Genomic DNA, 24,414 nt, shown 5'->3' with positions numbered 1-24,414 from the left:
GTGAGCGAGCGCGGTCGGACCTCATCGTTAGCGACTGACCGCCGCGACAACCGCCTGGAGAGCGGCCGGGATGGCGTCGCCGTTGGGGCCGCCGCCCTGAGCCAAATCGTCCTTGCCGCCGCCACCACCACCGAGGATTCCGGCGACGGTCTTGGCAAGGGCACCGGCCTTATGGCCGGCATCTCTAGCTGCCTGGTTGGTGGCGACGATCACGACGGGCTTGTCCGCGGCTATGGCCGAGATCGCCACGACGACGGCGTCGGTGCCGAGGCGTTCGCGGGTCGCGAGGGCCAGCATCCGTGCGTCGTCCGGGGATCCGAGCACGCCGAGGTCTTCGGCCACGATCGTTACTGCACCGACCCGGCGGGCCGTGGCCAGCAGAGCGGGGACCCGGTCGGTCAGGGCACGGGCTTCGAAGGCCGCGATCTTCTTCTCGGCGCTCTTGAGGCTCGCGACCAGGTCGCTGATGCGTTCGGGAAGCTGCTCGCGAGGAGTTTTCAGGCTTGAGGTCAGCTGCGACACCAGCATGCGCTCGGCGGCGAGGTCACGGAACGCTTCGAGGCCGACGAGGGATTCGACGCGACGGTTGGTCGAACCGACCGACGCCTCGCTGATCAGGTTGATCATGCCGATTTCAGCACTGCTGCCCACATGGGTACCGGCGCAAAGTTCGCGCGACCACGGGCCGCCGATGTCGACGACGCGCACGACGTCACCATACTTCTCGCCGAACAGCGCCATGGCACCGAGCGCTTTCGCCTCCGCAATGGGCAGTTCCCGGGTGGTCACCGGCAGGTTGTCGCGAATGGCGTTGTTGGAGATTTCTTCGATCTCGGTGCGAGTCGCCGGCGAGAGCGCCTGGTTCCAGGAGAAGTCGAGGCGAAAGAAGCCGGCCTTGTTGTACGAACCGGACTGGTGCGCGTTCGGGCCGAGCACCTGGCGCAGGGCAGCGTGCAGCACGTGCGTGCCGGAGTGCGCCTGGCGGGCGCCGCGGCGCCAGTTTTCGTCGACCACGCTCGTGGCGCGCTCGCCCACGCCGACCTCGCCGGACTGCACGAGCACTTTGTGGCTGATCAGACCCTTAACCGGCTTTTGTACGTCGAGCACCTTGAGCTCGTAGCCGGGGCCAACGATAAGGCCGGCATCCGCTACCTGCCCGCCCGCTTCGGCCCAGAGCGCCGTCTCTGCGAGGATGACCTCGGCTGTTTCTCCGGCAACGGCGCTCGTCACCGACTCACCATCGACGATGAGACCGAGCACGCTGGACTCGTTCTGCAGGTCCTCGTAACCGGTGAACACGGTCTCGCCAAGGGCGCGGAACGCGCTGTAGACCCCGAGGTCGGCCAGGGTGGTCTTCTTGGACTTCGCATCAGCCTTGGCCATGGTGCGCTGCTTGGTCATGAGCACGTCGAAGGCGTCACGGTTGACGCTGAGGCCGGCTTCCTCGGCGATTTCGAGGGTGATCTCGATCGGAAAACCGTAGGTGTCGTGCAGCAGAAAAGCGGTCGGTCCGGCCAGTTCGGTCTTATCGGCCTTCTTAGTCTTGGCCACGGCGAGGTCGAGCACCGCGCTACCGCTCGCAAGGGTGCGCAGAAACGTCTCTTCCTCGGCGAACGCGGCCTGGCTGATGCGCCCGAAGTCGCTCTTCACCTCCGGGTAGGCGGCGCTCATGGCGTCGCGGGAGGCCGGCAGTAGTTCGGGCATGCTCACGGTGTCGACGCCGAGCAGGCGCATGGCGCGTACGCTGCGCCGCAGCAGGCGGCGGAGGATATAGCCGCGACCCTCGTTCGACGGCATGACGCCGTCGCTCATCAGCATGAGCGAGGAACGCACGTGGTCGGCGACGATGCGCATGCGCACGTCGTCGGCGTGGTCGGCGCCGTAACGTCGTCCGGAGAGCGCGGCGGCCCGGTCCAAGACCGGGCGCACCTGGTCGATCTCGTACATGTTCTCGACGCCCTGCTTCAAAAAGGCGACGCGCTCGAGGCCCATGCCGGTGTCGATGTTCTTCTTCGGCAGGTCGCCCAGAATCTGAAAGTCGCCCTTACCGTTGCCCTCGCCGCGCAGGTACTGCATGAAGACGAGGTTCCAGATTTCGACATAACGGTCGTCGTCGGTGGCCGGGCCACCATCGGCGCCGTAGGCGGGGCCGCGGTCGAAGAAGATCTCCGAGCAGGGGCCGGCCGGGCCGGGCTGGCCCGTGGACCAGTAGTTGGAGTCCATGCCGAGGCGCTGGATGCGGTTGTCCGGCACGCCGAGCGCGCGCCAGTAGCGGTGCGCCTCATCGTCGTCGAGGTAGATGGTGACCCAGAGGTCGCTCTCGCGAAAGCCGTATCCGCCCTGGTCTTCCGGGGTAGTCAGCAGTTCCCAGGCGAAGCCGATGGCCTCTTCCTTGAAGTAGTCGCCGAAGCTGAAGTTTCCGTTCATTTGAAAGAACGTGCCGTGGCGCGGGGTCTTGCCCACTTCTTCGATGTCGTTGGTGCGAATGCATTTCTGCACGCTCGTGGCGCGCGGATACGGTGCCGGAACCAACCCGGTCAGGTACGGCACGAACGGCACCATGCCGGCCACGGTGAAGAGAAGGGTGGGGTCGTCGCTCACCAGTGAAGCGGACGGCACAACGGTGTGTCCACGATCGGCGAAGAAGTCGAGCCAGCGCCCGCGAATGTCAGCAGTCTGCATGGTGTCCGTAGCTATTGAAGTGCATGAGTGAGGTGGAGCGTGGTGCCCTTATAAAGCGGATGCTCAGGACGCGCTTGGTGCCGGCGCGTCGCCAACGGCATCCGCAACGTCACCGAGCGCTGCGTGCAACTCGGCCTCGCGCTGCCGATACCCCTCGGAGATGGCCTCGCCGAACTCGCGCGCCTTGGTGTCGAGTTCGGTGAAGAACTGCTTACCCTGCTGAGTCTTGTTGACCTCGTGAGCAACGACGAAGCCAGCGGCCACACCGATGACCAACCAGATGACGTTCTTCATGGCACTTCTCCCTGAATCTGCGCGGCCTGTGCTTTCAGTCAATAGAACCGAATTGAATGGAGCCTGGCACCGCTAGCCGCAGCTATCGATAAGTCGGGCGCGAGAATATCAACGCCGTCTCCAGAGTAGCCGGTCAACCCCGATTTCGCCCGGACCCCGCCCGCCCGCCACGAAAGGCGGCTCGCACGCCGGCCGAGAATCCGGCGAGCTTGATCAGCGGACCGCCGACGGTGGCCGCGAACAGCGCGACGAGCGCTGAGACGTTACCGGTGACATCCGCTACGTTGCTGGTGATCGTGTCGACCCTCGCCAGCTGCTGATTCGTGGATCGGATGGTTTCGGTCGTCTCTGCAAGCATCGGGGTGATTCCCTCGCTGAGATCGTGGATGGCCGCGGTGGTTTCATCGAACACCCGGCCCAGCTTGACCAGCGGAACGGCGATGACCGCCACCAGAATCGCGAATACGCCGGCGGCGATCAGACCTGCAATATCTCCACCCGACACGGTGACTCCACTCAGATCAATGGGCCCCTGGGAGGCCCGGGAATACAAAAAAGGGCGGATCACCCAGAGATGATCCGCCCTTCAGCGTACCGGTCAAAGACCGGTTAACTAACTATCCAACTGCACAGGTTAGCGAGCTGCGTAGTACTCCACGACGAGCTGAACTTCACAGGTCACGGGGATCTCGATGCGCTTCGGCGCGCGCACGAGGCGGGCCTGAAGCTTGTCGAGCTCAACCTCGAGGTACGGCGGGAGCTTGGGGAGCAGGTCGACGTGTCCGCCGGCTGCTGCAACCTGGAAGGGCTCCATGCCCTCGCTGCGAGCCTTGACGTGCATGAGCTGGCCCGGCTTCACGCGGAAGGAGGGCCGGTCAACGAGCTCTCCGTCAACGAGGATGTGACGGTGCACGATCATCTGGCGAGCCTGGGCGGTGGTGCGGGCGATGGCCGAACGCACGAGGAGGGCGTCGAGACGGGTCTCGAGGATCTCGACGAGGTTCTCACCGGTCAGTCCCTGACGACGACGAGCCTGCTCGAAGGCGATCTTGAGCTGGGCTTCGCGGATGCCGTACTGGGCGCGTAAGCGCTGCTTTTCGCGCAGACGAACGGCGTAGTCCGAGTCGGTCTTGCGCTTGGTGCGGCCGTGCTCACCGGGTGCATAGGGGCGCTTCTCGAGGAAGCGGGCTGCCTTCGGCGTGAGGGCAATGCCCAGGGCGCGCGAGAGGCGAGTTTTACTGCGGGTACGTGACTTGGTAGACACGGTTTCCTTTCAATCGGACTCAATAACAGGGATACCAGGGCGAGTGCGTCTTTTCAGCACAGTGTCTAATCAACACAGTCGTCATGGGAGATCAGAGGATTGGGTGCCATGGGACGTTCGGCTACAGAACGAAACCCCTCCAAACTGGAAACGGACGCAGCCGCATGCCGAAACCAGTTGTAGGCAGAGTCAAGGTTAGCACAGCGGATGCCCTGCTCAGGCTCTGCACACCAGGGCGAGTTCCCGATCCGGGCAGCGGCGGTCGCGAGCGGTCTCGTGAAAACTGGATGCGCATTTATTCGTTGCGGACTATACGACGGATTTTTAGGAGGCGGGCGGAGATATCGCGCTCGTGGCCGTGCTCGGTCGGCTCGTAGTAGCGGGTGGATTTCAGCTCCGTTGGGGGGTATTGCTGGGTGACCACTCCGAGCGGGTCATTGTGCGGGTAGACGTAGCCCTTGCCGTGGCCGAGTCGCTTGGCGCCGGGGTAGTGCGCGTCGCGCATGCCCTTGGGCACGCGGCCCATCTTGCCGGCGCGAACATCCGCTATGGCAGCATCGAGCGCCATGTAGGCGGCGTTCGATTTGGGGGCCGTCGCGAGGTGCACAACGGCCTGGGCGAGCGGGATTCGCCCCTCAGGCATGCCGATCAGCGCGACGGCATCGGCGGCGGCGACGGCGATCAGGAGCGATTGCGGGTCGGCCATGCCGATGTCTTCGGAGGCGAGGACGATGATGCGGCGGCAGATGTAGCGCGGGTCTTCGCCGGCCTCGATCATGCGCGCCAGGTAGTGCAGCGCGGCGTCGACGTCACTGCCGCGCACCGATTTGATGAACGCGCTGATTACGTCGTAGTGCTCGTCACCGTTGCGGTCATAGCGCAGCAGCGCACGATCAACGGCGAGCGAGACGATGTCGGTCGTGATGACAGGCTTGCCGGTCGCGCCGGGTTCGAGCGTCGATTCCGCCGAAACGGATGCCGCCTCCAGCGCCGTCAGCGCCCGCCGCGCATCCCCCGAGGCCAGGCGAATGATCGCGCCGCGAGCCTCGGCCTCGAGTTCGAACCGGTCAGCGAGGCCGCGCGAATCGGTGACCGCACGATCAACGACGATCCCGAGGTCGTCGTCGCTCAGAACTTCGAGGGTGAGTAATAGTGAACGAGACAGCAAAGGAGAAATGATCGAGAACGACGGATTTTCGGTCGTCGCGGCGACCAGGATGACGACGCCGTTCTCGACCCCTGGCAGGAGGGTGTCTTGCTGGGCTTTGGAGAAGCGGTGGATCTCATCGAGAAACAGCACCGTCGCGAGACCGTAGAGGTCGCGGTTGGTTCGGGCGTCCTCCATCACCTGGCGCACGTCGCGCACACCGGCCGTCACAGCAGAGAGTTCAACGAAACGACGTCCGGAACTGTGCGCGATCGCCTGCGCGAGCGTGGTCTTGCCAGTACCGGGCGGTCCCCAGAGAATGACCGACACGCTGCCGCGCTCCCCCGTCTTGTCGCTGGCCAGACTAACCAGGGGCGACCCCGGGGTGAGCAGATGACGCTGGCCGGCTACCTCGTCCAGGGTTTTCGGGCGCATTCGTACGGCGAGGGGGGCCTGGCCACTCCGCAGACCCGGTTGAGCATCCGACATTCCTCCAGCGTAGTTTGTGCGTAGAGTTCTACGAGGTCGGGAGCGTTGGCGCCCGACTGCGTTTGTGCGGTCGTCGCCAACCCCGACGGCCCTGGAGGGGTTCCAAGTGGCTTCGAATTACAAGCTCGAGCGTGCGGCACGTGAAGAGCGCGGACGTGTTCGTTCCTACCAGGCCCGACGGGCGGTGCACGAGCACCAGTCGAAGCGGCGCGTGCGGGACAACCTGATCGCCGGCGGGGGGCTGCTCGTCGTACTCACATTGATCGTGGTGGCGCAGGTCTTCTACTTCACCGGCGGACCAGGTACTCCGGACGCGACCACTGCGGCAACCGACACCCCGACCACGACGCCGACGGCTGCCGCCGGGGCCAATTCGGGTGTGGTGCCCGCCAGCACGCTGGCCGAAGGTCGCACCTGGACCGGAACCATGACCCTCAACGACATTCCGGTGGGAATCGAGCTCGACGGCGCCCTGGCGCCGCAGGCGGTTTCGTCGACCATCAGCCTCGTTCAGACCGGGTTTTACGACGGCCTCACCTGCCACCGTCTGACGGTGGAGGGCATTTTCGTGCTGCAGTGCGGCGACCCGGTGGGCGATGGCACCGGCGGCCCCGATTACAGCTACGGACCGGTGGAGAATGCACCGACCGACAACGTGTACCCAGCTGGAACCCTCGCCATGGCACGTTCCGGCAACGACGGCTTCTCCAACGGCAGCCAGTTCTTCATCGTCTACGAAGACAGCACCATCCCCGCCGACAGCGCAGGCGGCTACACGGTGCTCGGGCGGGTCACGAGTGGCCTCGACCAGATCAAAACCGAGATCACGGATGCCGGAATCACGGCAGGCGGCGCCTCGCCCGTCGTACCGACAACGATTACCGGGATAACAGTTCAGTAGGATCGATCGATCCCCCTGCGCTATTGCAATAGGCTTATCAGGGTATTTCCTGGCTCCGCATTTTTTCTTCCCGCGGCGCCCACACAACAACTCAGCAAAGGTGAGGCTCTTGACTACGACAGATCAGCAACCATGGGGTCGCGTAGACGAAACCGGCACGGTTTACGTGCGCGAGGCGGATGGCGAACGCGCCGTCGGCCAATACCCGGATGCCACTCCGGAAGAGGCCCTGGCCTACTTCGAACGCAAGTACGTTGAACTCAATGGGCAGGTCACCCTGCTCGAGCAGCGTGCGAAGGGTGGCGCTCCGGCCGCAGACGTGGCCAAATCGGTGGCCAATCTCACCGTCGCCGTTGCCAACGCCAACGCCGTCGGTAACCTGGCCGCGCTGGCAGAACGCCTCGGCGCGCTCGGCGGAGCCGTCACCGAACTCACCGAGCAGCAGAGCATCGAGACCAAAGCAGCATCCGCTGCCGCCGTCGCCGAACGAGCCGAGATCGTGACCGAGGCCGAGCGCCTCGCCGCCGAAGATCCGGCCAAGACACAGTGGAAGCAGACCAGCGCTGCCCTCGACGCCCTCTTTGCGAAGTGGCAGGCGCACCAGCACGATGCCCCGCGCATTCCCAAGGGCGAGGCCAACGACCTGTGGAAGCGCTTTCGGGCGGCCCGCACGACGATTGAGCAGAACCGCAAGGCGTTCTTTGCCGAGCTCGACAGCGCGCACAAGGACGTTCGCACCAAGAAGCAGCACCTAATCGAGCAGGCTGAGGCGCTCGCGCCGCAGGGTGCCGACGGGGTGTCCGCCTACCGCAAGCTGCTCGACGAGTGGAAGCAGGCCGGCCGCAGCGGCAAAAAGCAGGACGACGCCATGTGGGCGAAGTTCAAGGCCGCCGGCGACGTGCTCTACTCCGTCAAGAGCGAGGTGGAAGCTCAGGACAACGAGGAGTTCTCCGCGAACCTGGTACTCAAGCTGGAACTCCTGACCGAAGCCGAGACACTGCTGACGACCACTGACCGAAACGCCGCTCGCGACACGCTCACGGTCATCCAGCGCAAGTGGGACGTCATCGGCAAGGTTCCGCGCGACGAGGTCAAGCCGATCGAGGATCGCCTGCGCAAGGTCGAAGCCGTCGTGCGCAAGCTCGATGACGACCACTGGAAGCGCAATAATCCAGAGACCAAGGCCCGCACCGAGGGTTTCGCCGGCCAGTTGAATGACGCGATCGCCAAACTTGAAGATGAACTGGCCACCGCTCAGAAGAGCCAGAACGCCCGCGCCATCAAGAACGCCAACGAAGCGCTCGAGGCCCGCAAGGCTTGGCTCAAGGCGATGGGCCAATAGGCACGACTGCAACACCCGGCAGGAACTATCCCCACCCCGCACCGGTGGTCATTTTCTCCACAGATCCAGGCTCCTTCGGGGGCCTGGACCTGGTTAAGGGACAGCATGGCGGCATGATGAATCCCCGGAAACGAACGCGCACGGTCAACGACCTGCCCCTGGCCGAGCTGTGCAGCGCCCGGCTCGACGGGCAGGTTTTTCAACTCGCCGACTCCTGGTGTGTGATCGATGAAATAGACGGATGCTCCACACGGGCCGTCTCCGCCAGCCGGCTGGTCCCACCCCGCGCCATCGCCGAGCGCCTCACCGCCGCGTGGATCTACGGCGTCGCACCTGAGCCCCGTCGCCACCAATTCTGCGTGCTCATTGGTGCGCGCACGACGGCCGTCTGGTCACCACGTGTTCAGCTGCGCGAAATCGTGCGCTCTCCCGATGACGTGCGCACCATCGCGAATGTCCGGGTGACCACTCCCCTGCGTACCGCCGTCGACCTGGCGCGCTATCCGCCAGCGACCTCGGGGGCCGAGATCATCGCGCTTCTAGCCCGGCTGCTGCACTACGGCGCGTATCCTGACATCTCCGCGGCCGTGCGCCTCTGCCAGCGCGGCAGCCCAGCCTACAGCGTCGTCGCCGTGGCCAGGTTCGCGGCGGTCAACGAGGCGTTGCGCTCCCTGTACCAGTCGAGCGCAGCACCCGAGAAAGCAGTGGGCGTCTAGCCGTCGTTGACCCGGTAGACGTCGTAGACAGCATCGATGCGGCGCACAGCATTGAGGACGCGATCAAGGTGGGTGGTGTCACCCATCTCGAACACAAACCGGCTGAGCGCCAGGCGGTCACTCGACGTGTTGACCGTGGCCGAGAGAATGTTCACGTGATGCTCAGACAGCACCCGGGTGACATCGGAAAGCAATCCGGATCGGTCGAGTGCCTCGATCTGGATGTGCACCAGGAACAGGCTCTTCGACGTTGGCGCCCAGTCGACCTCGATCATGCGCTCGGGTTCCTTGAGCAGGGACTGCACGTTGTGGCACGCCGCCTGGTGCACCGAGACACCAGCACCACGGGTGACAAACCCGACGATCTTGTCGCCGGGAACCGGCGTGCAACAGCGGGCAAGCTTGACCAGAATGTCCGGGGCACCGCGCACGAGCACACCAGAATCAGTGTTCCGGGTGGTCTGCGGCCGGCCGCGGGCAGCAACCGGAAAGTCGTTGCTGTCATTGTCGTCGATGCTCTGCACCGAGGACACAACTTTTTCGAGCACGGACTGGGTCGAGACGTGGCCTTCACCGACCGCCGCATACAAGGCCGACACGTCATCATATTTGAGTTGAGCCGCGACCTCCGCGAAGGAGTCCTGGTTCATCAGCTTCTGCAGCGGAAGGTTCTGCTTGCGCATGGCCCTGGCGATGGCGTCGCGGCCCTGCTCGATGGCTTCGTCGCGGCGCTCCTTAGTGAACCACTGCCGAATCTTGTTGCGCGCGCGTGGGCTCTTGACGAAATTGAGCCAGTCCTTGCTGGGCCCGGAGTCGGGGTTCTTCGAGGTGAATACCTCGACAACGTCTCCGGTGATAAGTTCGCTCTCCAGCGGAACCAGACGGCCATTGACCTTGGCGCCCATGGTGCGGTGGCCGACCTCGGTGTGCACCGCGTAGGCGAAGTCAACCGGGGTCGCGCCCGAGGGCAGCCCGATGACGCGGCCCTTCGGCGTGAAGACATAAACCTCTTTGGCACCGATCTCGTAGCGCAGGGAGTCGAGGAACTCGCCGGGATCGGCGGTTTCGGCCTGCCAGTCGGAGATATGCGCCAGCCAGGCCATATCGGTGTCGCTCTGCGGGCCCGGGCCGCCGGCGCTCTTGCCGTTGACCTGCTCCTTGTACTTCCAGTGCGCGGCGACACCGAATTCGGCGCGCTGGTGCATTTCGGTGGTACGAATCTGGATCTCGACCGCGCGACCGCTCGGGCCGAGCACCGTCGTGTGCAGCGACTGGTAGAGGTTGAACTTGGGGGTCGCGATGTAGTCCTTGAACCGCCCGGGCAGTGGGGTCCAGCGGGCATGAATAGAACCCAGCACGGCGTAGCAGTCCCTTACCGAATTCACGAGAACGCGGATGCCGACAAGGTCGTAGATTTCGTCGAATTCGCGGCCGCGCACGACCATCTTCTGGTAGATCGAGTAGTACTGCTTGGGGCGCCCGGCAACCTTTCCCCGAATTCGAGCGGACTTGAGGTCGTCACTGATGGTGTCGATGATCTGCTGCACGAACTCTTCGCGCTGCGGGGTGCGCTGTTTGACCAGGCTTTCGATCTCGGCGTAGAGCTTGGGGTACAGCACGGCGAAAGAGAGGTCTTCGAGTTCCCACTTGATGGTCTGAATACCCAGGCGGTGAGCCAGCGGTGCATAGATCTCAAGGGTTTCAGTAGCCTTCCGCACGGCGGATTCGTTGGGTACGAAGCCCCAGGTGCGCGCGTTGTGCAGCCGGTCGGCGAGTTTGATGATGAGTACGCGGATGTCCTTGGACATGGCGACGATCATCTTGCGCACGGTCTCGGCCTGAGTCGAGTCGCCGTACTTCACCTTGTCGAGCTTGGTGACGCCGTCGACCAGCATCGCAATTTCGTCGCCAAAGTCGGCCCGCAGGGCGTCGAGCGTGTAGTCGGTGTCTTCGACGGTGTCGTGCAGCAGCGCAGCAGCTATGGTCTTGGTGCCGATGCCAAGGTCGGCCAGAATTTGGGCCACGGCAACGGGATGGGTGATGTACGGCTCTCCGCTGCGCCGCATCTGCCCGTCGTGGGCACGCTCGGCGGCCGTGTAGGCACGCTCAATAATCGACAGGTCGACCTTGGGGTGGTTCAGCCGCACCGTCTTGATCAGGCGGTCGACGGCACCAGCGGGCTGGGCCCGAGAGAAGATGCGCGGAACCAAACGGCGCAGCGAGGCCGGAGATGGCGTCGTCGTGTCCGTCATAGTCTCACCTCTTAACTCACAGCGGTTGAAACCGCGCGGGCTGTGTTTGCGTTCCCTCAATTATGCCGGTTCGCGACGCCTCTCCCTTACGCTGCAAGCGATCCGCCCTGCCCACACGCAGCGAAACGGCCAGCCCATCGGGGCTGGCCGTTTCGATCAGAGAGCGAATGCTACGCGGTAACGGACTCCGCAGCCGGCGTCGAAGCCTTGGCGCGTGCCGCCAAAGCCTGCTTGTCGTGCTTACGAATGGCGGCCTCGCCAGCGCGCAACTGAACATACAGCGGCGAAGCGATGAAAATCGTTGAGTAGGTACCGACCAGGATGCCGATGAGCAAAGCCAACGAAATGTCGCGCAGGGTGCCAGCACCGAGCACGAAGGCACCGATGAACAGAATGGATGCCACGGGCAGGGCGGCGACGACGGAGGTGTTGATCGAGCGCACCAGCGTCTGGTTCACGGCGAGGTTGACCGACTCCGCGAAGGTGCGGCTTGAGCCGGATCCATCGAAGTTGGTGTTCTCCCGAATCTTGTCGAAGACCACGACGGTGTCGTAGAGCGAGTAGCCCAGAATGGTCAGGAACCCGATCACCGCGGCCGGCGTGATCTCGAATCCGGTGATGCCGTAGAACCCGGCCGTGATCACGAGGTCATGGAGCAGCGCGACCATGGCCGCGACCGACATCTTCCAGGTGCGGAAGTAGATCGCCATGATGATACCGGCGAGCACGAGGAACACGATCAGGGCGCGCAGCGCCTGGCCGGTGATGTCCTGCCCCCAGGTCGCTCCGATGAAGGAGGTGGCCACTTCGGTGACCGGAACGTCATAGGCGGCGGCGAGGGCGTCGCGTACTTCCGTCGTCTCCCCCTCAGACATCTGGTCGGTCTGGATCCGAACACCGTCTGAGCCGACGGTGGAGACCTTCGGAACGACGTCGGGAGCGACGCTCGCGACGGCATCCGTTGCCGTGGTTTGCGACTGACTCGTCGTCTGGGAGACGACGAATTCGCTGCCGCCGGTGAATTCAATGCCGAACACAAAACCACCGCGCAGCAGGAACGGGCCGACCAGGGCAATGAGGATCATGCCACCGGCGATCAGGTACCAAAGTTTGCGGCGCCCGACGATATTGAGCGACCGTGCCCCGGTGTAGAGGTCATTTCCGAACTGCGAGAAGCTGGCCATCAGGAATCCTTCCCGTCTGTCGATCGATCAGTACTGGAACTTACCAGCTCAGACGCCTTACGTTCGGCGATCGTTTGTCGCTTGGCCGCCTCTTTGCTCGAGGACGCCACCTTCCTCGCCGACATGGTCGACGAGGGTTCAAAGCGGGCACGGCCACGGTAAACCGCGCCGAGGGCACGAGGATCGAGGCCGCTAAGTTTGTGGCCCTCGTTGAAGAACCGGGTTTTCGCAACCAGCTGCAACATCGGGTGGGTGAACATGCTCACCACGAGCAGGTCGACGATGGTGGTGAGGCCGAGGGTCAGAGCGAAGCCGCGCACATTTCCTACGGCGAGCACGAACAATACGGCGGCGGCGAGAAAGTTCACGACGTCAGAGGCGACGATGGTGCGGAAGGCACGCTTCCAGCCGGCCTCGACCGACGACTCCAGCCCGCGACCGTCACGCAGTTCATCGCGTACGCGTTCGAAGTACACGATGAAGGAGTCGGCGGTGATACCGATCGCCACGATCAGGCCGGCAACACCGGCCAGCGACAGACGGTAGCCCTCACGCCAGGACAGGATCGTGATGAGCAGGTAGGTGATCACGGCCGCGACTGCGAGCGAAGCAACGGTCACGAGGCCCAGCAGACGGTATTGGGCGAGCGAGTACATGACGACGAGGATCAGACCGATTAAACCGGCGATGAGTCCGTTGAGCAGCTGCGTCGATCCCAAGGTGGCCGAGATGGTGTCCTGGCTCTGTACGGTGAAGCTGATCGGCAGAGCGCCGAACTTGAGCTGGTCAGCGAGGGCCTTCGAGCTGTCCTGGTCAAAGGAGCCCGAAATTTCCGGCCTGCCGTTGAGGATGGCTCCCTGCGTGTTGGACGGCGCCGAGATAACAGCGCCGTCGAGCACGATAGCGAATTGATTCTGCGCCCCGGTCAGGTTGTTCAGCCGCGTCGTGACGTCGGCGAACTTCGTGGTGCCCTCGCTGTTGAACACAATGTTGACGACCCACTCACCGGTGGTTGCGCCCGACGAGGTGGTGCGCTGACCATTGGTCGCGTCGGTGATGGTGGAACCGTCAACCTCGACCGGGCCGAGGATGTACTTAATCGAGCCATCCGTTTCGCAGGTGATGAGGGGTTCATCGGCCGGCGCGACGTTCGTGGTGTTGATCGCGGCACAGTCGAAGGCGTCATACTCGGCCTGCAGGGCCGGGGTGACGTAGTTCAGGTCGCTCGCGTCGGTGGGTTCGACCGTCGGAGTCGTGGACAGGCCCGGGTCGACGGTTGCCTCCGGTGCGGGGGTCGCGGTACCGTCGGCACCGACGGTCTGGCCCGAGGGCTGACCGGCCACGAGCACGGCGCGGAATTCCAGTTTGGCCGAAGACTTGATGCGCTCCAGGGTGGCGTCATCGGGGGTACCGGGGATCGATACGACGATGTTCTGGCCGCCCTGAGTGTTGACCTCGGTTTCGGAGACTCCCGAGGAGTTGATCCGCTGGCGAATAATGCCCACGGCCTCGGTGAGCTGCTCAGAGGTGACGGTCGCGCCGCTCTCGACCTGCGGGGCGAGAATGATCTGCGTTCCACCCTCGAGGTCGAGCGCCAGTTTCGGCGTCCACGACCCGTTCTGGGTGAACACGCCGAACGCGTTCAGAGCGATCAGGCCGACGATGAGCACGCCCAGCCAGGTCAGGGAACGCCAGGCCTTTTTGGCCGGAGACGACGACTTAGCCACCTATGAACTCAGCTTTCTGTTGGCGCCCACACCAGAATGTGTGGGCGCGCCGCGTGTTGCAGTACGTGCGTTGTTGGTGCGGGAGCTAGATTACGCGTCGCCCTTTTTCGGCTGTTCGGTGGTGTCGGTATCGCTCTCGACCACGCGCTGGCCGAATTCCGGCTCAGACAGTTCCGATTCACGCAGTGAGTCGATGCTTTCAACGGCAGAGTCGTCTTCGACGTCGTCGGCGACAATCGGCTCCACCACGCGAGCGATGGTCTGACGGTGGATCTCAACGATGACGCCGGGAGCGATCTGAAGTTCGACCTTGTTGGCCTCTTCGTCGATGGCAATGATCGTGCCGTACATACCGAAGTTGGTCATGACGTCGGCGCCGGGAACCATGGTCGCCTGCAGGGCTTCCTGGTCCTTCTTGCGCTTGCGGCCGTTGCGGAACATGAAGAAGACGAGTACGGCCAAAACGGCCAACATGACGAGAGTCAAAGAATCCATGGAGCGGTAAAACCTTCCGATTGCGGCGCGGGTGGCCGAAGCTTGTGGGTGAAGACCCGCCAGCAGGCCTAGAGAGAATATGCCTCTAGACAGGCGGGCCAAATTGAATTATAGGTCAAGAAGGGTCACACTTCCCTGTGGGGTAATGCCCAGGGGCGGTGTGAGACCAAAATGTTGCCAGGCCGCGCTGGTCGCAACACGGCCGCGCGGGGTACGCGTGAGGAATCCTATCCGTACCAGAAACGGCTCGACGACCGCTTCGACGGTTTCGGACTCCTCGCCGACCGAGACGGCCAGGGTGTTCAGGCCGACCGGTCCACCACCGAATCGCGTCAGGATGATCTTCATGACTTCCCGGTCCAGACGATCCAGGCCGATCGCATCGACGTCGTAGAGTTCGAGCGCCGCGTGCACCGCCGCGATGTTGGCGCCGCCCCCGTGCACGAGCGCGTAATCGCGCACCCGGCGCAGCAGGCGGTTCGCGATGCGGGGTGTGCCCCGGCACCGGCCGGCGATCTCGGCCAGCGCGTCGCGCTCGATCGGCAGGTCGATCAGCTGGGCGGCGCGATAGAGCACCTGTTCCAACTCGCTCTCGGCGTAAAACTCCAGGTGCGCGGTGAAGCCGAATCGGTCACGCAGCGGGTTCGGCAGCAGGCCGGAGCGCGTCGTGGCCCCCACCAGGGTGAACGGGGCAAGGTCGAGCGGCACCGAGGTGGCCCCGGCGCCCTTGCCCACCATGATGTCGATGCGAAAGTCTTCCATCGCGAGATAGAGCATCTCTTCGGCCGATCGCGCCATGCGGTGAATTTCATCGATGAACAGCACCTCACCGGGAACCAGTGAGGACAGCACCGCAGCGAGATCACCGGCGTGTTGAATGGCCGGTCCGCTCGACATGCGCAGCGGCCGGTTGCCCTCGTAGGCAACGATCATGGCGAGGGTGGTCTTTCCGAGGCCGGGCGGGCCTGCCAGGAGGATGTGGTCCGGCGTGCGGTTCTGCATCGTCGCGGCGGTCAGCAGCAGCTGCAACTGCCCGCGCACCTTCTTCTGGCCGACGAATTCGGCCAGGCTCGCCGGGCGCAGCGCGCCCTCGAAGGCGAGCTCGGATTCGCTTTCGAGCGAGGGGTTACTGAGCTCGACGCCCGGGTCCGTGGTCACGAACGGCCCGATCCGGTCGACGCAGCTGCAGACCCGGTGGCGTGGTGCGCCGCCGGGCCGAGGCGGCCGAGGGCCAGCCGGAGCACAGCGGCGACGGTCGGCGGCGCGGAATCGGCGCCGGCAGCGTCCGCCAGCTCGGTGAGGGCTTCATCGACGGCCTCAGCGGCGACCCGTTCGGACCAGCCCAGACCGATCAGGGCAGCCTGCACGCTCGCGGCGACCGAGGTAGCGCCGGGTCGGCGAGTCGGGGCGCTTTCGGCGCTGACGGCGATTTTTCCGGCGAGGGAGAGCACGATGAGTTTCGCGGTCTTGGGACCGATGCCGCTGACCTTGCGGAAGGCTGCGTCGTCGTCTGCATTGACGGCCTGCCCGATCTGGTTGGGGCTGAGCACGGCGAGCACGCCGAGGGCGGATTTGGGGCCAACCCCCGTGACGCCGACCAGCAGTTCGAACACGGCGAGTTCATCAGCCGTGGGAAAACCGTAGAGGGTAAGGGAATCTTCGCGCACGATGAGCGTGGTCGCAAGGCGCGCCTCGTCACCGATGCGCACGCCGAGGGCGGTAGCCGGCGTCACCTGCACCCCGAGGCCGACTCCCCCGACCTCGATTACCACCGTTGATGAGCTGGCGGTTGAGCCCACGGCAGACAGGACAAGGCCACGTACGGAAGAGATCACCGCTTAAGACTACGGGGCACCGCCGACACCGCTGGCACCGACCCGCGTTCGGCGGCACGCCAGGCCTTTTGCGCCGGGGTCAGCGCGGCAGGCGTTCCTGTGGCCGCTTTGACCGAGACGACGGTCGGCAGCGTGCCGCCGGAGGCGCCGGTGCGCCAGGCATGGCAGATCGCGAGGGCCAGGGCATCCGCTGCATCGGCGGGCTTAGGAATTTCGGTGAGCCCGAGAATGCGCGCGACCATGGTGCCGACCTGCTGCTTGTCGGCGGACCCGTACCCGGTGATGGCCGCCTTCACCTCGCTCGGGGTGTGCAGGGTCACCGGCAGTCCGCGCTGGGCGGCGAGCAACAGGGCCACCCCACTGATCTGGGCCGTTCCCATGACCGTGCGAACGTTGTGCTGGGCGAAAACCCGTTCGATGGCGATGAATTGCGGCCGGTGCCGGTCGAGCATCTCTTCGAGGCCCTGCGACAGCAGCAGCAGCCGCTGCTCCAGGGGCAGGTCGGGCGCGCTGCGCAGCACGGTCACGTCCACCAGGCGGGCCGAACGGTTGCCTTCGACATCGACCACGCCGACACCGCAGCGGGTGAGGCCCGGGTCGATGCCGAGAACCCGGACCGCCATCGAACTACTCGGACTCGCTCGAGAGTGCGGCCTGTACCTCGGCCGACAGGTCGTAGTTGGAATAGACGTTCTGCACGTCGTCGAGGTCTTCCATCGCGTCGATCAGGTGGAACACCTTGCGGGCGGTTTCGGCGTCGACTTCGACTTTGAGCGACGGGATGAAGGCGATATCGGCGGACTCATAGTCGATGCCGGCGGCCTGCAGCGCGGTGCGGGTGGCGACGAGGTCGCCAACGGAAGAGTGAATCTCGAAGGTCTCGCCCTCGTCGATGACCTCTTCTGCGCCGGCGTCGAGCACGGCGAGCATGATGTCGTCTTCGGTGATCGTGGGCAGGTGCTTGACCACGACGACACCCTTGCGGTGGAAGTTGTAGGCGACACTGCCCGGGTCGGCCATGGCTCCCCCATTGCGGGCCATTGCGGTGCGTACCTCGGCGGCAGCACGGTTCTTATTGTCGGTGAGGCACTCGATCATGATCGCAACACCGTGCGTGGCATAGCCCTCGTACATGATGATTGTGTAGTCAACCTGTTCGCCAGACAGCCCGGCACCACGCTTGACGGCGCGGTCGATGTTGTCGTTGGGCACGGAGGTCTTCTTGGCCTTCTGAATGGCATCGACCAGCGTCGGGTTACCCGAGAGGTCAGCGCCGCCCAGGCGGGCCGCAACCTCGATGTTCTTGATGAGCTTGGCGAACGCCTTGGCTCGTCTGGAGTCGGTGACCGCCTTCTGGTGCTTGGTGGTGGCCCATTTGGAATGCCCGGACATACATCTCCCGTTGTTGTGCTCGAACAAGCTGTGTTCGAATGAGTTGTGCTCGATCAGGCTCTGATGATCGCTGCGAAGTCGGTGCACGCTTGGTGCCGACTCAGTCTATCCCGGTGTGACTTCCAGCAGCTTGTGCAGCGTGTGCAGGTTGCGGGTGGTGGTGGTGTCGCGGTACTTGAGCTTGGCGCTCTTCTTACTGAAGGCACTCTTGATGCCGACGGCTTTGCGCACCTCCCAGTACAGCACGCCGTGGCCGAGTTCGATGCGTTCGTCGGTGGCATCGAGTTCCTTGGCGTGTCCGGCCAGCTCACTGAGGTGGCCGGGGTCGGAGGAGAACATGACATAGGGGTGCCAGCCGTCGCGGTCGGCGTCGAACGGGTACGAGCGCACGATGCGGTCGAGCGATTCGGCGTCGACGAGCACGATCCATGCTTCGTACTCGAAGCGAGCCGTCAGGGCGGCTTCGATGCGCGCCTTGAGGGCTGCGGCATCCACTTTGTTAATCAGCGGAGTGTCGACGAGCGGACTGTCGATGCTGAAGATTACATTGCCGCTCGCCAACACCGTTTTGACGTCGGTGAAGCCGAGTTCGCGAAATGTGTCGGCGAGATCGCTCATTGCGATGGTGATGCCGTTGACGTTGATGCCACGGAGCAGTGCTACATATCGGGTCATCGTTGACCACCGGTTGTCTGAGTCATGTCTGAACCCTAGCCACACTCGCGCGCGCGGCACAATTGGGCCTGGCATCAGCGGGCGGCGGCGACCAATTTCTGCAGGAAATACTGGTGAAAACGGTATTCGCCGGTGATTTCCGGATGAAAAGAGGTGCCGAGCAGGTTGCCTTGTTCCACGGCGACGCAGCGGCCGTCGGCGAGGGTGGCCAGTGCGGTCGCCCGATGCCCGACGGTCTCCACGATCGGCGCCCGAATGAACACCGCGTGCACGGGCTTCTCGCCGAGCGCCGGAATGTCCAGGTCGGTCTCGAAGGAAGCGGTCTGCGAACCGAAGGCGTTGCGGCGCACGGCGATGTCGAGTCCGCCGAGGCTCTGCTGGCCGTTCATGCCACCGAGAATCGTGTCGGCGAGCATGATCAGCCCCGCGCAGGTTCCATAGACCGGCAGCCCGCCGCGGATGGCTGCGCGGAGCGGTTCGGCGAGGCCGAAGGTACGGGCGAGCTTGTCCATGACGCTCGATTCGCCGCCCGGAATGACCAGACCGTCGACCTGGAGCAATTCTTCCGAACGGCGCACCAGGGCGACGTTCGCGCCGAGCGCGCGCAATACCTGCGCGTGCTCACGAAAGTCGCCCTGCAGGGCGAGCACCCCGACCCGCAGACCTGCCGGTACAGCGGCCTCTGCCGGTCGGGTGCCCATCGAGAGAATCGTCACGAACGGTCGGGCTACCAGCCGCGCGTAGCGAGGCGGTGCGGTGCGGGGATGTCCGACACGTTGATGCCGACCATGGCCTCACCGAGACCGCGGGAGACCTCAGCGATGACCTTGGCGTCGTCGTAGAAAGTGACAGCCTTCACGATGGCGGCGGCACGCTGTTCGGGGTTGCCCGACTTGAAGACGCCGGAGCCAACGAACACGCCGTCAGCACCGAGCTGCATCATCATGGCGGCGTCGGCCGGGGTGGCCACACCTCCTGCAGTGAAGAGAACAACGGGCAGCTTTCCGGTTGCGGCGATCTCAGCCACCAGTTCGTACGGCGCCGCCAGCTCCTTGGCGGCAACGTACAGCTCTTCCTTGCTCAGCGAACCGAGACGACGAATTTCTCCGTTAATGGTGCGAATGTGCTTGGTGGCCTCGGAGACGTCGCCGGTGCCGGCTTCGCCCTTGGAGCGAATCATGGCCGCACCCTCGTTGATGCGGCGGAGTGCCTCACCGAGATTGGTGGCACCACAAACGAAGGGAATGGTGAAGTTCCACTTGTCGATGTGGTTGACGTAGTCGGCCGGGCTGAGCACTTCGGACTCGTCGATGTAGTCGACGCCGAGCACCTCAAGAATCTGCGCCTCAACGAAGTGGCCGATGCGGGTCTTCGCCATGACCGGGATGTTGACCTCGCCAATGATGCTGTCGATCAGGTCAGGGTCGCTCATACGGGCAACTCCACCCTGCGAGCGGATATCGGCGGGAACGCGTTCGAGCGCCATGACGGCTACAGCGCCGGCGTCTTCAGCAATGCGAGCCTGGGCAGCGGTGACGACGTCCATGATGACGCCGCCCTTGAGCATTTCGGCGAGTCCCCGCTTGACGCGGCTCGAGCCAACTTGTTCGGCAGAGTTTGATTGAGTCATAGCTACGATTATATTCCTTGCGCGGTGGTGGTCTGGTCGGCGGCTGGTGTCGGTCGAACGGATGACCGGGGCGTGCCAGCACGCTGCCCGGCCTAGAGCAAAACTAGAGGGAAGCTGCCGTGGCGGCCGAGGGAGTCAACGCGCCCGGCCAGCCGTCGGCAATTTCGCGCCGAACTTCGCCGAGCAGGCGCGGGATGGCCTTGGTGCCGGCGATGATCGGAAAAAAATTCGAGTCTAAGGCCCAGCGCGGCACGATGTGCTGGTGCAGGTGCTCGGCGATGCCGGCCCCGGCGATACGTCCCTGATTCATACCGATGTTGAAGCCGTCACAGTTCGACACCTGGGTGAGCACCCGCATGGCGATCTGGGTGAACTCGCCGATTTCGGCGATCTCCTCCGGAGTGGCCTGGTCGTAGGTGGCGACGTGCCGATACGGACAGACCAGCAGGTGGCCGCTGTTGTACGGAAAAAGGTTGAGCAGCACGTAGGCATGGGTGCCGCGCGCCACGATCAGCGCCTTCTCGTCGTCCAGGGTCGGCGCGATGCAGAACGGGCAGTCGTCGGGGTGCGGCTGCTGCCCGTCCTGGATGTAGACCATCCGGTGCGGCGTCCAGAGCCGTTGGAAGGCATCCGGAACACCCGCGAATTCTGCATCGGTTTCGTTGGCACCCGCGCCGAGCGCGTCGGAACCGCGCAGCCGATCGGCCGGAATCGCCGACACGCTATGCCTGCACTTCGGCCACAGCGGGGGCGACCGGGGCGACCGGAGTCGTAGTCACCTGCGCACGGTTCTCGATCGACTCCACGATGATGCGCACGGCCTCGTCTACCGGCACCCCATTCTGCTGCGTCCCATCGCGAAAGCGAAAGCTCACCGCGCCGTTGGCCTGGTCATCTTCGCCCACGATGAGCTGGTACGGCACCTTGGCCTTGGTGTGAGTGCGGATCTTCTTCTGCATGCGATCGTCAGAATGGTCGACTTCGGCGCGCACGCCGGCCTTCTTCAAGGTGGCGATCACGTCGTCGAGGAAGGGGCCGTACTGCTCGGAGACGGGAATACCGACAACCTGCACCGGGGCCAGCCAGACCGGGAACGCCCCGGCGTAGTGCTCGGTGAGCACGGCAAAGAAGCGCTCGATCGAGCCAAACAGGGCGCGGTGAATCATGACCGGGCGCTGGCGGCTGCCGTCATTCGCGGTGTATTCGAGGTCGAACCGTTCGGGCAGGTTGAAGTCGAGCTGAATGGTCGACATCTGCCAGGTTCGCCCGATGGCGTCCTTGGCCTGCACCGAGATCTTGGGGCCGTAGAAGGCCGCTCCACCCGGGTCGGCGACCAGATCGAGACCGGAGGCTTCGGCGACCTCGCGGAGCGTCTCGGTGGCTTCGTCCCAGGCTTCGTCGCTGCCGACGAACTTTTTTGGGTCTTTGGTGGAGAGTTCGAGGTAGTAGTCCTCGAGTCCGTAGTCGGCGAGCAGCTGCAGCACGAAGTTGAGGGTGCTGGTGAGCTCCTCCTTCATGCCTTCCTTGGTGGTGTAGATGTGGGCGTCGTCCTGGGTCATGCCGCGAACGCGGGTAAGGCCGTTGAGCACGCCGGACTTCTCGTACCGGTAGACCGATCCGAATTCGAACAAGCGCATCGGTAGGTCACGGTAGCTGCGGCCACTGGACTTGAAGATGAGGTTGTGGAACGGGCAGTTCATCGGCTTGAGGTAATAGTCGACGCCCTGGCGGGTGACGTGACCGGTGTCGTCACGTTCCTCGTCGAGGTGCATCGGGGGAAACATGCCTTCGCGGTACCAGTCGAGGTGGCCGGAGGTTTCGAACAGGGTCGACTTGGTGATGTGCGGTGAATAGACGAAATCGTAGCCAGCCTCGGCGTGGCGTTTGCGGGAGTAGCTCTCCATCTCCTGCCGAATGATCCCGCCCTTGGGATGGAACACGGCCAGGCCGGAGCCGATCTCCTCCGGGAAGCTGAACAGGTCGAGTTCGGCACCGAGCTTGCGGTGATCGCGCTTGGCCGCCTCTTCCTGACGGGCCTGGTAGGCGCGCAGTTCGTCCTTGGTGGGCCAAGCGGTGCCGTAGATGCGTTGCAGCTGCGGGTTCTTCTCTGAGCCGCGCCAGTAGGCGGCGGCCAGGCGGGTGAGTGAGTAGCCGTTGCCGATCATGCGGGTGTTGGGCAGGTGTGGGCCGCGGCAGAGGTCCTTCCAGACCGTTTCCCCGGACTTAGGGTCGACGTTGTCATAGATGGTCAGCTCGGCGCCGCCGACCTCGACCGACTCGTCGTCGGCGGTCGGGCTGTTGTTGGCGACAGCGTCGCCCTCACCGGGACCGCCCTTGATGCCGATGAGTTCGAGCTTGTAGGGTTCGGCGGCCAGTTCGGCGCGGGCTTCGTCGTGGGTGACGACGCGACGCACAAACCGCTGGCCCTGGCGGATGATGCGGTCCATCGCCTTTTCGAGCGATTTGATGTCCTCGGGGGTGAACGGGTCGGCCACATCGAAGTCGTAGTAGAAGCCGTCGGTGACGAATGGGCCGATGCCGAGGAGGGCGGCCGGGTTGACGGTCTGCACGGCCTGGGCCAGCACGTGGGTGGCCGAGTGGCGCAGAATATTCAGGCCATCGGGAGAATCTATGGTGACCGGTTCGACAGCATCCGTCGGCAACACGGTGGCCGCCAGATCTTTCAACTCACCGTTGACGCGCATTGCGACAACGGATCGGTCGGTGAAAAGCGCAAAGCCGTCAGCCACGTGTATTACTCCCTGTTGTTTGCCTACCCATCAACTTTAGCGGCGTGCGCCGGGCTGATCGTCGGTTGAGCGACTGAGAGACCGCGATAGCGCTCGCACGCCCTACAAACCGAGCCGATATGGGAGTACTTTGTCCGTGATTTAAGGGTCCGAGCACCACCGACCGCAAAGAAACGTGCCATGACAATATTACCTCACCCAACCCCAGCGGCCCGCAGCGGCGCGAAGCGTTCCTGGCGCCTGTCGGCACTGGTGATTGCGTCCGTGCTCGGTGCCCTGATCGTCGCACCCGCCGCATCGGCAGCAACGGATGCCCCGGCCCTTTCCCCGGGGCGGGGTACGGTCAGCATTGAGGCTGGCACCTTTGACTTCTACTTTGCCGGCCAGGCGGCATCCGTTTACGGCGAGATCTCGGCCGTTGCCCCCGCCACCGCCGTTCCGACGGGAAGTGTGCGCGTCGTGTCGATTGAGCCCGGTAACCGCACCGAGACACCCGCGCTCCTGCCGAGCGACACGGCCGGCATCTTCTTCTCCGATGCCTACCCCAGCAAGGCCGGTACGCGCCAGTTTCGAGTGGACTATCTCGGGGATAGAAACTTTTCCCCGGCATCGAAAACCTTTAACTACTTCGTGCCGACCGGACCCGACACCAAAACGACCCTGACCGCGGCGCCGTCCGGCACCATCACGGCCGGCCAGCGCATCACCTTCACCGCAGACGTCACGGACAGTCAGGGCCGCGCCCTGGACGGTGATCGTTCCAGCGAAGAGATCGCCTTCTTCGACAATGGCCGACCGCTGGTCGGCGACCAGGTATTCGGCGAGTGGCATTCGACGATCACGACGACGAGGTTGTCCGTGCGGGTGCACCGCATCACGGCGGAGAGTTTCGCCGTCTTCTATAACCCATCGACCTCACCAACAGTGGTTGTCACGGTCGTGGCGAAGCCGGCCAGGGTAAGTCGAACGCTGACCGTCATGCCCCGGGGTGATGTGCACGTGGGAACGCCCGTCTCGGCCACAGCGACATTCACGTCAGCGGCCGGAACGGTGACCGGGTTCGTGCAGTTCTATGACGTGGCGACCAAGGTCGGCCAGCCCGTAGCGCTTTCGAAGGGTTCAGCCACGTTCAATTACACGTCATTGAAGGTGGGCACGCACGCGCTCGTGGCCCGCTACCTGGGTACGACGAAGTACGCTCCGGCGTTGACCCTGCCGCGATTGGTGCGGGTTATTCGGTAACGGGAGAGGGTGAGAGTTCAGCGTCGCTGAACTCTCACCCTCTCCCGGCGACCTGGGCGCGGCATCCGCTTTCGCGGGTTGGCCGACGCGCAAATCAGGCGCTGACCTAAACCGACTCCGACGAACGTTCGATCACGAAGTCGGCACCGGGATACACGATGCTCTCGTGCCGGTCGTCGAACAATACGAGGTACGGCGGCCCGCCGTCGATCCTGCGAACCTCAAGTATCTCGCCGCGACGGTCCGGCCGTTCCACCGTTTTGCCGCGAATGACAATCCGATCTCCCTCTGTGGCGCGCATTGCACTCACCTCCTGCGCGCAAAACTACGCGGGCAGTGGATGCTGCACAAGGGCACACCAGCCGGCGTGTTGCCCAGATAGTGCACGGCCGGTTTT

General features: G+C 64.1%; 23 protein-coding genes. 4 read left to right on the top strand and 19 right to left on the bottom strand.

Annotated features, from left to right (window positions below):
• Nucleotides 1–27 precede the first annotated feature (27 nt).
• From alaS to CXY80_RS16990, 5 genes are all read right to left on the bottom strand, one after another.
• The gene (gene alaS, locus CXY80_RS17010; protein ID WP_104133163.1) at nt 28–2,682 is read right to left on the bottom strand and encodes an alanine--tRNA ligase; all 2,655 of its coding nucleotides are present in this window, start codon (nt 2,680–2,682) and stop codon (nt 28–30) included.
• A gap of 63 nt (nt 2,683–2,745) precedes the next feature.
• Nucleotides 2,746–2,976 (bottom strand): hypothetical protein, encoded by a 231-nt coding sequence (locus CXY80_RS17005; RefSeq protein ID WP_092449107.1) that lies wholly within the window; start codon nt 2,974–2,976, stop codon nt 2,746–2,748.
• A gap of 133 nt (nt 2,977–3,109) precedes the next feature.
• Nucleotides 3,110–3,481, bottom strand: coding sequence for a DUF948 domain-containing protein (locus tag CXY80_RS17000; protein WP_092449108.1), 372 nt, complete (start codon nt 3,479–3,481; stop codon nt 3,110–3,112).
• Nucleotides 3,482–3,610: 129 nt separating this feature from the next.
• A complete protein-coding gene (gene rpsD / locus CXY80_RS16995) occupies nt 3,611–4,240 on the bottom strand; it encodes a 30S ribosomal protein S4 (protein WP_092107727.1) in 630 nt (209 codons plus the stop codon).
• A 295-nt stretch (nt 4,241–4,535) separates the two neighbouring features.
• Entirely contained in the window at nt 4,536–5,876 is a 1,341-nt protein-coding gene (locus CXY80_RS16990) for a replication-associated recombination protein A (RefSeq protein WP_104133162.1), read from the bottom strand.
• A 106-nt stretch (nt 5,877–5,982) separates the two neighbouring features.
• On the opposite strand from CXY80_RS16990, the gene CXY80_RS16985 reads away from it, so the two are divergent.
• From CXY80_RS16985 to CXY80_RS16975, 3 genes are all read left to right on the top strand, one after another.
• Nucleotides 5,983–6,777, top strand: a complete 795-nt coding sequence (locus tag CXY80_RS16985; protein ID WP_092449110.1) for a peptidylprolyl isomerase — start codon at nt 5,983–5,985, stop codon at nt 6,775–6,777.
• Nucleotides 6,778–6,886: 109 nt separating this feature from the next.
• Nucleotides 6,887–8,119: a DUF349 domain-containing protein gene (locus CXY80_RS16980; protein WP_104133161.1), complete on the top strand. Its 1,233-nt coding sequence runs from the start codon at nt 6,887–6,889 to the stop codon at nt 8,117–8,119.
• A gap of 113 nt (nt 8,120–8,232) precedes the next feature.
• Entirely contained in the window at nt 8,233–8,835 is a 603-nt protein-coding gene (locus CXY80_RS16975) for a type IV toxin-antitoxin system AbiEi family antitoxin (RefSeq protein WP_134476832.1), read from the top strand.
• Here CXY80_RS16975 and CXY80_RS16970 read toward each other — a convergent pair.
• From CXY80_RS16970 to thrS, 13 genes are all read right to left on the bottom strand, one after another.
• Nucleotides 8,832–11,087 carry a bifunctional (p)ppGpp synthetase/guanosine-3',5'-bis(diphosphate) 3'-pyrophosphohydrolase gene (locus tag CXY80_RS16970; RefSeq protein WP_092449113.1) on the bottom strand — a complete coding sequence of 752 codons (2,256 nt, stop codon included), beginning with the start codon at nt 11,085–11,087 and terminating at the stop codon, nt 8,832–8,834. The two genes, CXY80_RS16975 and CXY80_RS16970, sit on opposite strands and share 4 nt — an antisense overlap.
• A 170-nt stretch (nt 11,088–11,257) precedes the next feature.
• The gene (gene secF, locus CXY80_RS16965; protein ID WP_104133159.1) at nt 11,258–12,271 is read right to left on the bottom strand and encodes a protein translocase subunit SecF; all 1,014 of its coding nucleotides are present in this window, start codon (nt 12,269–12,271) and stop codon (nt 11,258–11,260) included.
• Nucleotides 12,271–13,998 (bottom strand): protein translocase subunit SecD, encoded by a 1,728-nt coding sequence (gene secD, locus CXY80_RS16960; RefSeq protein ID WP_104133158.1) that lies wholly within the window; start codon nt 13,996–13,998, stop codon nt 12,271–12,273. Before secD ends, secF begins: the two co-directional genes overlap by 1 nt.
• Nucleotides 13,999–14,088: 90 nt before the next feature.
• Nucleotides 14,089–14,493 (bottom strand): preprotein translocase subunit YajC, encoded by a 405-nt coding sequence (gene yajC, locus CXY80_RS16955; RefSeq protein ID WP_092449116.1) that lies wholly within the window; start codon nt 14,491–14,493, stop codon nt 14,089–14,091.
• A 108-nt stretch (nt 14,494–14,601) separates the two neighbouring features.
• Nucleotides 14,602–15,651 (bottom strand): Holliday junction branch migration DNA helicase RuvB, encoded by a 1,050-nt coding sequence (ruvB, locus tag CXY80_RS16950; RefSeq protein ID WP_092449117.1) that lies wholly within the window; start codon nt 15,649–15,651, stop codon nt 14,602–14,604.
• A complete protein-coding gene (ruvA, locus tag CXY80_RS16945) occupies nt 15,648–16,328 on the bottom strand; it encodes a Holliday junction branch migration protein RuvA (protein WP_092449118.1) in 681 nt (226 codons plus the stop codon). The genes ruvB and ruvA overlap by 4 nt, the downstream gene beginning before the upstream one ends.
• Complete coding sequence (gene ruvC / locus CXY80_RS16940; RefSeq protein ID WP_092449119.1) at nt 16,325–16,951, bottom strand: crossover junction endodeoxyribonuclease RuvC; 627 nt, start codon at nt 16,949–16,951, stop codon at nt 16,325–16,327. Before ruvC ends, ruvA begins: the two co-directional genes overlap by 4 nt.
• A gap of 4 nt (nt 16,952–16,955) precedes the next feature.
• A complete protein-coding gene (locus CXY80_RS16935) occupies nt 16,956–17,720 on the bottom strand; it encodes a YebC/PmpR family DNA-binding transcriptional regulator (RefSeq protein WP_104133205.1) in 765 nt (254 codons plus the stop codon).
• A 105-nt stretch (nt 17,721–17,825) separates the two neighbouring features.
• On the bottom strand, nt 17,826–18,395 hold the full coding sequence (locus CXY80_RS16930) for a DUF1697 domain-containing protein (RefSeq protein WP_092449120.1): 570 nt from the start codon (nt 18,393–18,395) through the stop codon (nt 17,826–17,828).
• Nucleotides 18,396–18,469: 74 nt separating this feature from the next.
• Nucleotides 18,470–19,096 carry a pyridoxal 5'-phosphate synthase glutaminase subunit PdxT gene (pdxT, locus tag CXY80_RS16925; RefSeq protein WP_092449121.1) on the bottom strand — a complete coding sequence of 209 codons (627 nt, stop codon included), beginning with the start codon at nt 19,094–19,096 and terminating at the stop codon, nt 18,470–18,472.
• 26 nt (nt 19,097–19,122) lie between these two features.
• Nucleotides 19,123–20,025, bottom strand: coding sequence for a pyridoxal 5'-phosphate synthase lyase subunit PdxS (gene pdxS / locus CXY80_RS16920; RefSeq protein ID WP_104133157.1), 903 nt, complete (start codon nt 20,023–20,025; stop codon nt 19,123–19,125).
• Nucleotides 20,026–20,128: 103 nt separating this feature from the next.
• Complete coding sequence (locus CXY80_RS16915) at nt 20,129–20,722, bottom strand: HIT domain-containing protein (RefSeq protein ID WP_092449191.1); 594 nt, start codon at nt 20,720–20,722, stop codon at nt 20,129–20,131.
• Nucleotides 20,723–20,747: 25 nt separating this feature from the next.
• Nucleotides 20,748–22,730 (bottom strand): threonine--tRNA ligase, encoded by a 1,983-nt coding sequence (thrS, locus tag CXY80_RS16910; RefSeq protein ID WP_233195443.1) that lies wholly within the window; start codon nt 22,728–22,730, stop codon nt 20,748–20,750.
• 225 nt (nt 22,731–22,955) lie between these two features.
• Here thrS and CXY80_RS16905 point away from each other — a divergent pair, with 225 nt between their 5' ends.
• Complete coding sequence (locus tag CXY80_RS16905) at nt 22,956–24,017, top strand: Ig-like domain-containing protein (protein ID WP_104133155.1); 1,062 nt, start codon at nt 22,956–22,958, stop codon at nt 24,015–24,017.
• Between the two features lie 106 nt (nt 24,018–24,123).
• Here the strand turns inward: CXY80_RS16905 and CXY80_RS16900 are convergent, their stop codons facing one another.
• On the bottom strand, nt 24,124–24,318 hold the full coding sequence (locus CXY80_RS16900) for a DUF1918 domain-containing protein (RefSeq protein ID WP_104133154.1): 195 nt from the start codon (nt 24,316–24,318) through the stop codon (nt 24,124–24,126).
• Between the last annotated feature and the right edge of the window lie 96 nt (nt 24,319–24,414).

Source organism: Cryobacterium sp. M91 (genome assembly GCF_002929615.1).
Classification (GTDB): domain Bacteria; phylum Actinomycetota; class Actinomycetes; order Actinomycetales; family Microbacteriaceae; genus Cryobacterium; species Cryobacterium levicorallinum.
Note: the sequence above shows the minus strand (reverse complement) of the source record. Positions and strands in the feature narration are given on the sequence as shown.

What these genes read in the sequence shown, in the direction of transcription:
- CXY80_RS16905 (WP_104133155.1), top strand. Translation starts at nt 22,956, where the DNA reads ATGACAATATTACCTCACCCAACCCCAGCGGCCCGCAGCGGCGCGAAG.
- yajC (WP_092449116.1), bottom strand. Translation starts at nt 14,493, where the DNA reads ATGGATTCTTTGACTCTCGTCATGTTGGCCGTTTTGGCCGTACTCGTC.
- CXY80_RS16990 (WP_104133162.1), bottom strand. Translation starts at nt 5,876, where the DNA reads ATGTCGGATGCTCAACCGGGTCTGCGGAGTGGCCAGGCCCCCCTCGCC.
- thrS (WP_233195443.1), bottom strand. Translation starts at nt 22,730, where the DNA reads ATGCGCGTCAACGGTGAGTTGAAAGATCTGGCGGCCACCGTGTTGCCG.
- alaS (WP_104133163.1), bottom strand. Translation starts at nt 2,682, where the DNA reads ATGCAGACTGCTGACATTCGCGGGCGCTGGCTCGACTTCTTCGCCGAT.
- ruvC (WP_092449119.1), bottom strand. Translation starts at nt 16,951, where the DNA reads ATGGCGGTCCGGGTTCTCGGCATCGACCCGGGCCTCACCCGCTGCGGT.
- CXY80_RS16900 (WP_104133154.1), bottom strand. Translation starts at nt 24,318, where the DNA reads ATGCGCGCCACAGAGGGAGATCGGATTGTCATTCGCGGCAAAACGGTG.
- CXY80_RS16935 (WP_104133205.1), bottom strand. Translation starts at nt 17,720, where the DNA reads ATGTCCGGGCATTCCAAATGGGCCACCACCAAGCACCAGAAGGCGGTC.
- pdxS (WP_104133157.1), bottom strand. Translation starts at nt 20,025, where the DNA reads ATGACTCAATCAAACTCTGCCGAACAAGTTGGCTCGAGCCGCGTCAAG.
- CXY80_RS17005 (WP_092449107.1), bottom strand. Translation starts at nt 2,976, where the DNA reads ATGAAGAACGTCATCTGGTTGGTCATCGGTGTGGCCGCTGGCTTCGTC.
- CXY80_RS16975 (WP_134476832.1), top strand. Translation starts at nt 8,233, where the DNA reads ATGATGAATCCCCGGAAACGAACGCGCACGGTCAACGACCTGCCCCTG.
- CXY80_RS16970 (WP_092449113.1), bottom strand. Translation starts at nt 11,087, where the DNA reads ATGACGGACACGACGACGCCATCTCCGGCCTCGCTGCGCCGTTTGGTT.
- pdxT (WP_092449121.1), bottom strand. Translation starts at nt 19,096, where the DNA reads ATGGGCACCCGACCGGCAGAGGCCGCTGTACCGGCAGGTCTGCGGGTC.
- secF (WP_104133159.1), bottom strand. Translation starts at nt 12,271, where the DNA reads ATGGCCAGCTTCTCGCAGTTCGGAAATGACCTCTACACCGGGGCACGG.
- CXY80_RS16930 (WP_092449120.1), bottom strand. Translation starts at nt 18,395, where the DNA reads ATGACCCGATATGTAGCACTGCTCCGTGGCATCAACGTCAACGGCATC.